Consider the following 12,149-nt stretch of genomic DNA (forward strand, 5'->3'; position numbering starts at 1 on the left):
TAGGAGTCAGTAGTAAGCATTGGAAAGATTATCCATAAGAATCAATCACGCGATGACTAGATGTTATCAGTGATTATCATCTAGAAATAAGTATTTATAGAGGAGAATATCATGAAGGACAATGAACGCGATGTGAGCCAAGATAGCCTAGCTGATGGCCCACCCAGCGGATCGAGACGCACATTCTTTAAGACAGCGGGCGCTGCAGTGATTGCGGCACCGGTAATGTTAACTTCCAGCAAAAGTGAGGCGCAAGTCGTGCCGCCGCCGATTGGGCCTAGCCCAGCGACCACGCCTTGGGCAGAAACTTTACCGGATGCGTTTGAGCTCATGCAAAAGGCGGATCTTTTTACAGATCCGAATCGGATACCGCAGGGAGAAGCGAATGACGATTACGACGAATGTGGACGCAATGATCACCAACGCTGGAATGAATTTTTCTACGGCCCGGTTCTGAATAATGATCCGCTGGCGGGGCCGGTCGACCAAGTAGATCTTTATGAATTAAAGGTCAAAGCGGTTAGTCACGTATTCAATCCAGCCTATCCTGCGCAGCCGGTTTGGAACTACGTAGGCAAGAATGTAAATGGCCAGGATTATTATAATCCGACATTTGTGGCGCGCTACGGGCGTCCAATCATTGTGCGTTTGCATAATGAATTGCCACAAAATCATGTCGGCTTCGGAACGCCTGAGATCAGTATGCATTTGCACAATTTGCATACACCGTCTGAGAGCGATGGTTTCCCCGGCGATTATTTCAGCCCGGTCAAGGCCGGCCCTACGCTTAACAAACCGGGAAAATTCAAAGATCAGTTCTACCCCAATATCTATGCCGGTTTTGATGAGTTTCCTAAAGGCCCCGGCAATCCTGTCGGCGGAGACAGCCGTGAAGCGCTGGGCACGTTGTGGTACCACGATCATACCCTGGATTTCACTGCCGCCAATGCGAGTCGTGGTCTGGCAGGTTTCTACCTGTTGTACGACGCCCTCGACTCAGGCGACGAGAATGACCCCAATCCGGCCGCTTTAAGGCTGCCGAGCTATCCCTACGACTATCCGCTGGCTTTCCAGGACAAGCGCTTTGACGCATCGGGTATCCAAATATTCGATCAAATCGATCCGGAAGGTACATTTGGCGACAAGATTACGGTGAATGGCAAGATCGAGCCGCTACTGAATGTCGCCAGACGCAAATATCGTCTACGCTTGCTTAATGCAGGGCCATCCCGCTTTTACGAGTTTTATCTGGTGAACGCCGCAGGTGTCGTGCAGACATTCGACTACATTTCCAATGACGGTAATCTCTTGCCTGCGCCGTTGCGCAATCAAACCCGAGTCAGATTGGGTGTCGCTGAGCGCGGGGACATTGTAGTGGATTTCTCCCGCTATCCACTAAACACGGAACTGTATCTTGTCAATCGGTTGGTACAAACAACCACGCGTGGGCCAGGTGCTGTTGTGGCTCCCGGTGAGCGCGTGCTCAAGATGATTATCAATCGTGCTGCGGTGGATAACAGTCGCGTACCGAATGCCTTACGCCCGATACGTAGACCCACAGCGGACGAAATCGCAGAAGCGCCAGTTAGAACGTGGGCCTTCAATCGTACGCGCGGCTTGTGGAGTATCAATGGTAAGTTAGTCAACGTCAAATCTGCCGGGGCTCACATTGAGGCGGGCAGCGCAGAAATATGGGATTTGAGCAATCCAAACGGCGGTTGGTCTCATCCGATTCATATCCACTTCGAAGAAGGACATATTCTTCAACGATTTAGGAATGGTGTTCAAGTGGCCGTGCCTGCACACGAGAGAGGCCGTAAGGATGTCTACGTGCTAGGGCCAAACGAACGCATCAGACTATTCATGCGTTTCCGGGATTTCCCAGGAAAATATGTGATGCATTGCCATAATATGATCCACGAAGACCATGCCATGATGGTACGTTGGGATATCGAGCCACAATAGGAACATACCATGAACAAAGAGGAAACTATCATGAATACACGCAGAGAAATTTTAGCTGGCATGGGGGTCGCCGCATTGGGACTAATCGGTCTGAATGCCGCTTGGCAAGGGCTTAGCGGCAGAATGCCGAGCACCTCTGCTAATTGGGACAATCGGGATACATTGAGCGGCACGCCGTTTCCAAACGTAACGCTCTATACGCATGAGGGAGAAACAGTCAGATTTTACGACGACCTGATTCGCGACAAAGTGGTCGCCATCAATATGATGTATGCCCAATGTGCTGGCATTTGTCCGTTGGCGACGGCCAATCTGCTCCAGGTGCAAAACATGCTGGGAGAACGTGCGGGACGCGATGTCTTTATGTACTCAATCACCTTGCAGCCGGAACAGGATACTCCCAAAGGGCTCAAACAGTATGCCGATCGCTATGGCATCAAGGATAATTGGAAGTTTCTGACCGGCGCGCCGGAAGATATCGAATTACTCCGCTTCCGACTGGGTTTTTTTGATCGTGAAATCGATCTTGATAAAGTGAAAGAAAATCACACCGGTATGGTACGCATCGGTAACGATGCACTGAAACGATGGAGTATGGCACCTGCTCTGGCCGAACCGCATCAGATCATGGCTACCATCAACCATCTCGATCCTAAAGCTATCCATACTTATGAGGGACAGCCTACCTAGCAGCTACTATTTCGCATGACAAGTCAGTGTAATTTGTTGCTGCAAAAAATGTAATCTTGCAGATTAACACCACTGGAATGCAATTTGGTTCCAGTGGTTTTTTATGGTAAAAGTGTTGTGATTCTATACCGGATCGTCTATGGCCAACCCGGCAAACCAGAGGGGCAGCAGGTTGCATCCAATATGCTAGGTCAGTTGCCGCGAAAGATCAGCGTGCATGATTCTCAGGAATCTCTTTCTTTAGTCAATTTCATGATGTGGGACTGGAAGTGCTAATATCGGTGTACAATTAATTCACTAAAATAGGTGTGTGTAAACATCGTGTGTCTGTGTAAGACCCCAAGAAGGAAGTTGGTGTTATGAAAAGATCAATGGCTACTGTTTTTTTTGCTGCTACAATTTTAATATCGGGTTGCGCGGCATCACCAGAAAATAATCATGTGCCTTATATTTCCCCAGGGCAATTTCAAACTTATAATTGCAATGAATTATTGGCTGAGATTGAACGAATTCAAACCAGAGTCAGTCAATTAACAGGCAATTTGGAGGACAAAAACCCGACCAAAGACAAATGGGTGCTCGGTGCGGATTTATCGCTTTCATGGCCGGCATTATTTGCATTGGGGGGAACAAAAGAACAAGAAGCTGAGTATGAGCAATTAAAAAATGAGTATGATGCGATACAACAATGGGCAATTATCAAACAATGTCCGGGTGTAATTCCACCAGCCGAGAAACCTCCTGAATTTGATCCAAACCTGGTAGAAACATTGAAGGGGGATGCAGTGGCAGGGCAGCGGTAATGAAACGATGTACGATATGGTAGTGCAGCATGGTCAGTGGGATCAAAACCCTACAGATTAAGTTGCACGTGACGGAGTTTTCGTTTCAATAACTTTTCAAGGATTTTGCTGTTCGTTTACTTGACGTGTTTCTGCACTTTCACTGAAAAGTAGTGCGAGAAATCAGAGTTTCCTTAATTGCTACAGAGCCTATTTTTCGGTGAGAGTAGAATTTCTGCAAACATCGCCAGTGTGCGTTCTGCTTCCGTTGGATCCAGTTTCTGTTGCGCGAAACTAACGTGTACGATGGCATTATCCCCAGGGACAGCATCTCCTCAGCTAATGTCAACGAAATTTCCTTGCGCATACCACCAAGATTGACGATTGCATAATTTTCATTAGCCAATTGTTTGACACAAGCTGAATAGCAAGGCACATAAGCATTTTATGCAAGTTTCTTAATGCTTAAATTATGACATAATTAACTATCTCAATTATTGATAGTCTAGAAAGTGATCAAACAAAATTCTTTTATCCTTTACTTAGTGATCTTGCTGATTGGATTGCTGGGCTTGTCGGTGATACCAAATTCTGTTCGGGCAGATAATGGAATATGGATTGATGTGGATACATCTACACATACTTTGTCGGTGATGCAGGGTGATTCCATTCAAACGGTGTTTAAGAATGTAGCTATTGGACGCTATGGCACAACTTGGTCCAAGATGACAAAAGACGACAAAACCCCGTTGGGGAGATTCAGGGTGGGGTGGATCAATGAGAAAAGCCGCTATTATCGTTTTTTTGGTCTGAACTATCCAAATCTTGATACAGCAAAACGTGCGCTGGATGAAAATAGGATCAATGAAGAAACCTGGCTTTCGATATTGGAAGCAAAAAGTATGGGCAAGACGCCGCCTCAGAATACACCGTTAGGAGGTCACATAGGCATACATGGAATTGGGAGGGGGGATCAGGAGATTCATCATGAATACAACTGGACCAATGGTTGTATTGCACTAACGAACGAACAGATTGACCAGCTGGGTAAATGGATCAAGCCCGGCATATTGGTGAATATTCGCTAGCCGCTGATGATTCGCAGCTGTATCGAGCTATGAGTTGTTTGTTATATGAGCTGTTTGTTGTTAATTACTTGAATTGAATTTGTGGAAGAAATATGTCTTTTTATTAGTCACTTAACAGACTGATATTGGTTTTTATTGCTGAGCCCATCGTAAATTTGTCATGCAATCCATTTATTTTGCAGAAAAAATCAGATAAGATCCTTGTGCGTTACTGATATTCAGGTATCAGTGGCTAGTAAAGTGGTGGATGATTGTGCGTTTTGAATAGATAAACTACTGAGGAGATATCGGAATGAGAGAGAAAATCCAGCATCCAGTTCGTATGTTAACGCTGGCAGTGATAGCAGGTGCTTTTATTGGACTAACAGGTTGTGCAACCACAGGTCAACTAGAAGAACATCAGAATAAAATTAGCGCAGATATAGCTGCAGCTAAAGCCGATGCCGCCGCCGCTAAGGCAGCAGCAGATGCTGCTAACGCCAAAGCAAATGATGCAGTACGTATTGCAGAGGAAGCAAACAGACGTTCAATGGATACAGAATCAAAGATTGATCGTATGTTCAAGAAAGCTATGCATAAGTAATGACGATGTAAGTGATGATGTAGTAGGGTATTCATAAAAAAACCCCTCAACTGAGGGGTTTTTTTATGAATACCCATTAGTGTCTGGAAATTTAGTTGAATAAATTCAGTTGATTATAATTCTCTGAGGTATTCATTTTCACCTCTCCATTTTTAACCAATTGATCGATAGGTGTTTTCTAGAAAATAGCTAGGCTTAAAATCTGTAGAATTGTGTAAAGCGAAGCTTCGTTATTGAGCTGCTTTTTCACGATGGCAACCAAGACATAAACCGATATGGCAATCCATATCTGCGTTTTGACTGCATTCTCAGTAGTTCCGTAGAAACGCTGGATACGAAGATGTTGCTTGATCCACTTAAAGAATAGTTCGACCTGCCAGCGACAACGGTAAAGCTGAGCGATGGTCAGCGCAGGTAAGTCGAAGTCGTTGGTTAGAAATACCGGATGTTTGTCGTGCTCTGCATCGTAGAGCTTGATACGTCGCAGGTGCTGCGAGTAATCCTTGCTGGTCTTGGGAGCCGTTAGGGCAATGGTTTGATCACAGCGCAGTCCTATGGATTTCTCCACTGAGCGAGAACAGATGTGGCGAAAGAGCAGATTGGATTTGGCTCGTGTTACAAAAAACGCCTTGGCTTGGTGCATGGTTTACGAGCGAGCAAAATCGCTGAAGCCTTGATCCATGATATAAAAACAGCCAGATTCGGGTATCAGGATGTCGAGCACATTGACCGCGTGCATCTTGCCGTCGCTGATATGGATGAAGGATGGAATATTACCGCACAGGTCAAACAACGTATGCATCTTAACGGCAGCCTTGGATGAACGGAAGCGTGCCCACGGAAAGACGCTCAAGCACAAGTCAATGGTCGTGGTATCGAGTGCGTAGACCGTTTGTTCCAGCTCGACAGCAAAGCTGTCGCTGGCATAAAGCTTCCTGGCTGTCTGGATCAGGCTCATCGCGAAATCCATATAGATGCGGCAGTCGCGCTGCTCGTTGGCATCAGCCGGCATACTCTTGGCGATGTTGCCTCGTATGCCCAAGTGGTAGAGTTTGGCTTGATGGGCGCGCAGACAGGTTTCGATGTCGCGCAGACTTTCGCGGTAAGTCAGTTGCGCGAAAGCCATGCACAGAAACTGATCGAGATGCGAGAACTTGAGCGTTGGATATCGACCAGAATATCTGGCTACGCACTGATGAAACGTGCGCAAAGGCAAGTGCTCCATTAATTGGGCAAACACCAATTTCCCTTCGTGCATATGCAATCTCCTGACAAAAGTCAGAAGATTGGTGAAAATTGAAATTGATTACAAATAATATGTCATTTAGTAATGGTCGTTCAATGAGTTATCATGCGATAATTCTCAAATCTCTAGACACTGCTGATAACCAGTATTAAGTTTTGAAACAACGCCTCAAAGAATTCATGCCCATTATTACTATCTTAGTTCTGGATCGTATATATTATGCTTATTTACACCTCTTAAAGAATCTATAATCATGACGCAAGATACAATTTCGTGTGAGCTCCATGACTTTGTGGAGGTTGCTTGCATGTACGGCTATCGGCTTAAACTCATCTTAAAAAACAACCAAATCATAGAAGGTAAAGCTGTTGAAATTGTCAGCTCTCCCGAGAAACAGGAATATCTGGTAATTGATAATGATTCGAGGCAGCATATCGAATTAATCCAGCTTGCAAAAATGGAAGTTCTGACACCTAATGCTAAATTTAGTGAAGTCGTTTTCCAGTAAAATCTTGCAAGAAGACCAGCGTACTGCATCCATTCACAGCAAGTACTCAGACATTCGTAGACACACCAGGGAACTACTTCCGGCTTAAATATGTCACCCATCGCAACCCAGTTAATCCACTGGCATAAAGATCATGGCCGTCATCACCTTCCGTGGCAAGGGAATCGTGATCCCTATGCTATCTGGTTATCTGAAGTCATGTTACAACAGACACAGGTCAATACGGTCATCCCTTATTATGCGCGATTCATGCGAGAATTCCCTACCATTAGCAGTTTGGCACAAGCACCACTTGATGCTGTGCTGGTCATCTGGAGCGGCCTTGGTTATTATTCGCGCGCCCGCAATTTACACCAAACGGCGCGTATGATTATGCAGGATTATCAGGGGCAATTTCCTGACACCCGAGCAGTGATTCAGAAACTGCCGGGAATTGGACGTTCTACCGCCGCTGCCATCGCAGTTTTTGCTTTTAGCAAACGTGAAGCCATTATGGATGGCAATGTTAAGCGAATCTTTACGCGTTATTTTGGAATTGCAGGTTACCCGGGAGAAAGCAGGATAATGAACCTGCTTTGGGAAAAAGCTGAAGAAGCATTACCTGTCTCCTATCGTGAGAACCAGATTGAAACATATACGCAAGCTCTAATGGATCTGGGAGCTACTGTTTGTATACGCCACACTCCAATTTGTAAAGTCTGTCCACTTCAATATCACTGTGTCGCATTTAAAGAAAAGCGCGTAAATCAATTCCCAACTGCCAGACTTCGCAAATCGCTACCAAAAAAAGAAACGGTCTTTTTACTACTCATGCAAAATCAGAAGTTACTTATGGAAAAAAGACCTGCTTCCGGTATCTGGGGAGAGTTATGGTGTCCACCTGAGATAAAAACCGGGATAGATGTCGCTAGTTATTGCCAGCATCAATTAGGCATAACAGTTCAATCGCCAGTTGAGTTACCAATTTTAAACCATCAACTCACCCACTTTAAATTGCGTATCCATCCGCAGCTACTACAGGTTGTCTCAAGTACCCTCAATTCACACAATAAATTTATTTGGATTAAACCATCCGATGCGCTTGAACAAGCTATTCCCACACCTGTAAGAAAACTGTTAAAACAAAATTTCTTATTGGATAATATGATGCTTCTAACCCTCTAACAACAGATTAGGAATAATGGATAATTTATTGGAATGGAGGAAACATAAACGCAAACAACTAATTGCAGCCAGGGAAACTTTATCTGAAACGATTCATCAGCAATGGAGCCAAGCAATTTCAGATTCTCTCAAACAAGGTTTTCCAAAACTTCAGAAAATGAATATTGGAATTTATTGGCCGTTCCGGGGTGAATACGACCCGCGGTCAATTGCCCAGTATTTTCTGCGACATGGAGCAACGATCGCACTACCAGAAGTAGTCAGTAAGGATGAACCACTTTGTTTTCGTAAATGGTTGCCTGGAATACCCATGAAAGAAGGTGCTTATGGTATCCCTGTCCCTGTAGAGGCCAAGGCTGTTAGGGTTAATGCGATTATTATTCCCATGGTTGGCTTTGATCAACATGGCTATCGTTTGGGCTATGGCAGTGGTTTTTTTGATCGTACTTTAGCTACATACCAACCACATCCCTTAACTATTGGAATAGCTTTTGAAATACAACGATTAGAAAATATTTACGCTCAAGCACATGATATTGCGATGCATTATATTGTGACAGAGACAGGTATTTTCCGGACTGAAGATCATGAACTCAAATTTATCCCAACATTTCAGTGTGCTGATGAATAAATAGTATAATAGCTCCCCCGCTCACCCTGCGGCAAAACCATGGAGAATCGAAAGTTGTTACAACAAAAGATAACTCTTCCAGAAAGATGTGGTGTTAACTAGAAGATAGAGATAAATCCAGCTAAGTTTTTTGCTTTCTGTAGCGTGCCAAAAACCCTATCAGAGCCAATCCGGCCAACAACATCGCATATGTTTCTGGTTCTGGAATTGCAGGGGTATTAAATGCTGCGCCACCAAAAATCGCGACATCGCCTTTGGTTGAATTTGGATTATGCCGGCCAAGTTGTACAATTCTTAATGAATGCGCTACAGAATCCAATCCTGTCACTACTAAAATTCTATCCCCTGTTCGATACATATCGTATGTACCAACATCGATATTATCGACAAAAAACTGAGCGAAGCCATCGTTATGATCCCCTGCCATGATAAAACCAACACTATTACTAATTACGGAAAATGCTGTGGTCGCTTCGCTCACCCCAGGTATACCAGCTGCTGAATCATCAAACAACCATAATTCCCGCGCACCCATACCTCCTCTGGGGCCAATGCCTGAGACATCCCAGTCGACGCCACCTCGCCCAGCATTTCTATATTCAATAACTGCATTCCCATTGATAGCCTCTGGATTTCCTTGACGTGTTGCTGCCTCTAAAGGTATCCATTGTATGGATAAGGCTGATACATGCGAGCTGATCAACAATAGTGTAACCACTAGTATTCGCGTCATTTTCTATTTCCCATCTCAGTTAAAATAAGATGTAAAGAAATTACATCAACATGGAGACATTCTATCTGACAAATAAGCATAGAAAAATGGGCTATTTATCCTGATGTTGTCATACATTCATATTCAGAACGGCGCTATCTGTTGCATGAATGAATTTCCGGATTCTAGTTAAAATTCACCAATGTAGCGTATCGGTTAATTTCCTATTCCCCAGCGTGGAATTAAGGTATGTATGATCCCCAGATGATCCAGTATGCGAGCAACAACAAAATCAATCATATCCTGCACCGTCCGCGGGTGATGATAAAAACCAGGATTCGCAGGTAGAATAACGGCACCGCTACGCACCAGCTTGAGCATGTTTTCCAGATGAATGGAAGAAAATGGTGTCTCCCTTGGCACTAGAATAAGTTGCCGATTTTCCTTCAACATGACGTCCGCTGCCCGTTCGATTAATTTCTGATTCAGCCCAGCAGCAATCGCTGCCAAGGTCCCCATCGTACAGGGACAAATCACCATCGAATCAGCCGGATTAGAGCCGGAAGCAACTGGTGCAAACCATTCCTCACGACCGAATACACGCAACTGTCCATCCGGAACATGATACTGACGGTTGAAAAAAACTTCCGCTTCCTTAGCACTGGAAGGCAGTGCCAGGTTCATTTCCTGCTGTGCAACAATTTGCGCTACTTTTGAATACAGGAGATAAACTTGTTTTCCTTCCTGCAACAACATTTCAAGCAGACGAATCCCATAAGGCATCCCAGATGCGCCGGTCAATGCCAAGGTAATCGTCTGAGAATTTTTCATCTTAATCCATGTTGATTCGGGAGATTACTCCGAAGTTAACGTTATTAAAAGTAGTAAACGAATCGTTTGGGTTAGCACTAGTTTATCTGCCTTCGTTATTCATTTCCCGCTCATGACGTTCAATAAACTCCTTCGTGCCATCAATCCCACGTAATTGCAGAACATAATTTCGTACTGCTGCTTCTACGAGAACAGCCAAATTCCGGCCAGCTGCCACAGGAATAATGACCTTACGGATGTCAACATTCATAATGCTTTCGTTAAGATCACTGATGGGCAGTCGTTCCAATAAACCAGAATTTGCTCCTCCACTATTCTGCAAATGAACGATCAGTTTCATATTTTTACGACGCCGCACTGCGGTTTCTCCAAAAATTGTACGGATATTCAACATGCCTAGGCCCCGTACTTCAAGATAATCCCTGAGCACTGGAGGACAGCGACCTTCCAATGTTTCCGGAGCAACACGTCGTAATTCCACGACATCGTCCGCCACCAAACCATGACCGCGGCTTATTAGCTCTAGCGCCAACTCGCTTTTACCGACACCGCTTTCACCAGTTATCATGACCCCCATACCCAATACATCCAGAAGCACCCCATGCAAACTACAAGATGGAGCCAGCACGCTTCCAAGGTAAGAGCGAATTAGCCAGATAACTTCCAAACCAGGGTAAGGTGAATGCAGCAAGGGGATATCAAATATACTGGCCATACTAAGGATAGACGCAGGTATCTCAGCATTATCAGCCACGATAATACATGCCAGGTTGCTTTGCGTCAGCTGGTTTATTTTTTTCTCAAGTGAAGCAGCATCCAGCTTGTTTAGATAATGAATCTCATCACTACTAATCACCTGGATCCAGTCCGGGTGGATAAAATTCAAATGACCAATCATGCCTTGCCCAGACTGTGCAACAGCCTCATCACTGAGCTCAGTATCGCCGCCACGCTGACCCGCGATCCAGTTTAGTTTAAGTTTTTCCTTCTTATCTTCAAATAGCTGAGCAATACTAATCTTCGACATTCGGTTTCCAATCAACAATGAGTTTATGGATCTTCGCAGCATCTTTACACTGCAAAATTCCTTCACGAAACTGCTTATCGCTAAACATCTGTGCCAGCTCACTGAGGATCTGCAAGTGCTTGTCAGTAGCTTTCTCCGGAACCAGTAAAATACAGGCAATATTGACTGGCTGACCGTCAGGCGCATCAAAGGGTATCGCCTCCTTCATTGTTACCAAGGCAGCAACCGCTTCGCGCAACCCCTTTATACGGCCGTGCGGAATAGCCACACCCTGTCCTAAACCTGTTGAACCCAGCTTTTCCCGCGCAAACAAACTATCAAAAACCTGACTGCGCGCAATCTGATTGGTATTTTCAAATAATAATCCAGCCTGTTCAAAAACACGTTTCTTGCTGGTGACATCCAGATCGACAATAACATTGGACAGCGGTAATAATTGCGAGATTTGATTCATGGAAAATAGGATTATTTCGTTCAAATGATAATGAAGCGTACAATTTCTTAATTACAATTAATGCAGTATCCCAGAAGAAACAACATTTCTTGCTTGGAAATAGAAACATGCCTAATTATCTGCTATTGCTCATCAAGTTCTTGATTTTTCAATGCGCCATGGTTCCGGCGTTCAAGATTCTTTTCCTTGTGTTTGAGTATCTGCCGATCCAGCTTGTCCACGAGACTATCAATTGATGCATACATATCTTCACTGTCAGTTTCAACAAAAATATCTTTACCACGCACATGAACGTTCGCTTCCGCCTTTTGTTTAAGTTTCTCTACCGACAGAATGACACTGACATCAATGACATGATCAAAATGGCGTGTAATTTTACCGACTTTTGAAATGACATATTCACGCATGGCATCGGTAATTTCCACATGGTTGCCGGTAAGTTTAAGGTTCATATCCTTCCTTTTCTTT

General features: G+C 44.5%; 14 protein-coding genes and 1 pseudogene. 9 read left to right on the plus strand and 6 right to left on the minus strand.

The genetic code is table 11. The features are described from left to right. Window positions 1-111 precede the first annotated feature (111 nt). From K2P83_RS03710 to K2P83_RS03740, 6 genes are all read left to right on the plus strand, one after another. The gene (locus K2P83_RS03710; protein ID WP_292926533.1) at window positions 112-1,965 is read left to right on the plus strand and encodes a multicopper oxidase domain-containing protein; all 1,854 of its coding nucleotides are present in this window, start codon (window positions 112-114) and stop codon (window positions 1,963-1,965) included. A 30-nt stretch (window positions 1,966-1,995) separates the two neighbouring features. Then, window positions 1,996-2,655 carry an SCO family protein gene (locus K2P83_RS03715; RefSeq protein ID WP_292926534.1) on the plus strand — a complete coding sequence of 220 codons (660 nt, stop codon included), beginning with the start codon at window positions 1,996-1,998 and terminating at the stop codon, window positions 2,653-2,655. An 84-nt stretch (window positions 2,656-2,739) separates the two neighbouring features. Next, entirely contained in the window at window positions 2,740-2,931 is a 192-nt protein-coding gene (locus K2P83_RS03720; protein ID WP_292926535.1) for a hypothetical protein, read from the plus strand. Window positions 2,932-3,014: 83 nt separating this feature from the next. Continuing rightward, the gene (locus tag K2P83_RS03725; protein ID WP_292926536.1) at window positions 3,015-3,458 is read left to right on the plus strand and encodes a hypothetical protein; all 444 of its coding nucleotides are present in this window, start codon (window positions 3,015-3,017) and stop codon (window positions 3,456-3,458) included. Between the two features lie 491 nt (window positions 3,459-3,949). Further along, window positions 3,950-4,525: a L,D-transpeptidase gene (locus K2P83_RS03735; RefSeq protein ID WP_292926537.1), complete on the plus strand. Its 576-nt coding sequence runs from the start codon at window positions 3,950-3,952 to the stop codon at window positions 4,523-4,525. 292 nt (window positions 4,526-4,817) lie between these two features. Further along, window positions 4,818-5,108, plus strand: a complete 291-nt coding sequence (locus K2P83_RS03740; RefSeq protein WP_292926538.1) for an Lpp/OprI family alanine-zipper lipoprotein — start codon at window positions 4,818-4,820, stop codon at window positions 5,106-5,108. Between the two features lie 181 nt (window positions 5,109-5,289). On the opposite strand, the pseudogene K2P83_RS03745 reads toward K2P83_RS03740, so the two are convergent. Next, window positions 5,290-6,366: pseudogene (locus K2P83_RS03745) on the minus strand (IS4 family transposase); the annotation flags it as partial. Window positions 6,367-6,607: 241 nt separating this feature from the next. Between K2P83_RS03745 and K2P83_RS03750 the strand changes: the two are divergent. The 3 genes from K2P83_RS03750 (at window position 6,608) to K2P83_RS03760 (ending at window position 8,657) form a co-directional block, all read left to right on the plus strand. Then, the gene (locus tag K2P83_RS03750) at window positions 6,608-6,862 is read left to right on the plus strand and encodes a Rho-binding antiterminator (RefSeq protein ID WP_292926539.1); all 255 of its coding nucleotides are present in this window, start codon (window positions 6,608-6,610) and stop codon (window positions 6,860-6,862) included. Between the two features lie 90 nt (window positions 6,863-6,952). Then, entirely contained in the window at window positions 6,953-8,026 is a 1,074-nt protein-coding gene (gene mutY / locus K2P83_RS03755; protein ID WP_292926540.1) for an A/G-specific adenine glycosylase, read from the plus strand. A 16-nt stretch (window positions 8,027-8,042) separates the two neighbouring features. Further along, entirely contained in the window at window positions 8,043-8,657 is a 615-nt protein-coding gene (locus K2P83_RS03760) for a 5-formyltetrahydrofolate cyclo-ligase (RefSeq protein WP_292926541.1), read from the plus strand. A 121-nt stretch (window positions 8,658-8,778) separates the two neighbouring features. Here K2P83_RS03760 and K2P83_RS03765 read toward each other — a convergent pair whose 3' ends face one another. The 5 genes from K2P83_RS03765 to raiA all read right to left on the minus strand — a co-directional run bounded on the left by K2P83_RS03765 (window position 8,779) and on the right by raiA (window position 12,133). Beyond that, window positions 8,779-9,390: a PEP-CTERM sorting domain-containing protein gene (locus tag K2P83_RS03765; RefSeq protein ID WP_292926542.1), complete on the minus strand. Its 612-nt coding sequence runs from the start codon at window positions 9,388-9,390 to the stop codon at window positions 8,779-8,781. 195 nt (window positions 9,391-9,585) lie between these two features. After that, complete coding sequence (locus K2P83_RS03770; RefSeq protein ID WP_292926543.1) at window positions 9,586-10,200, minus strand: flavin prenyltransferase UbiX; 615 nt, start codon at window positions 10,198-10,200, stop codon at window positions 9,586-9,588. A gap of 82 nt (window positions 10,201-10,282) precedes the next feature. Then, on the minus strand, window positions 10,283-11,227 hold the full coding sequence (gene hprK / locus K2P83_RS03775; protein WP_292926544.1) for an HPr(Ser) kinase/phosphatase: 945 nt from the start codon (window positions 11,225-11,227) through the stop codon (window positions 10,283-10,285). Beyond that, window positions 11,214-11,681 carry a PTS sugar transporter subunit IIA gene (locus K2P83_RS03780; RefSeq protein ID WP_292926545.1) on the minus strand — a complete coding sequence of 156 codons (468 nt, stop codon included), beginning with the start codon at window positions 11,679-11,681 and terminating at the stop codon, window positions 11,214-11,216. Before K2P83_RS03780 ends, hprK begins: the two co-directional genes overlap by 14 nt. 122 nt (window positions 11,682-11,803) lie before the next feature. Beyond that, window positions 11,804-12,133, minus strand: coding sequence for a ribosome-associated translation inhibitor RaiA (gene raiA, locus K2P83_RS03785; protein ID WP_292926546.1), 330 nt, complete (start codon window positions 12,131-12,133; stop codon window positions 11,804-11,806). Between the last annotated feature and the right edge of the window lie 16 nt (window positions 12,134-12,149).

Origin of the sequence: Nitrosomonas sp. (assembly GCF_019752415.1) — a bacterium.
GTDB lineage: Bacteria > Pseudomonadota > Gammaproteobacteria > Burkholderiales > Nitrosomonadaceae > Nitrosomonas.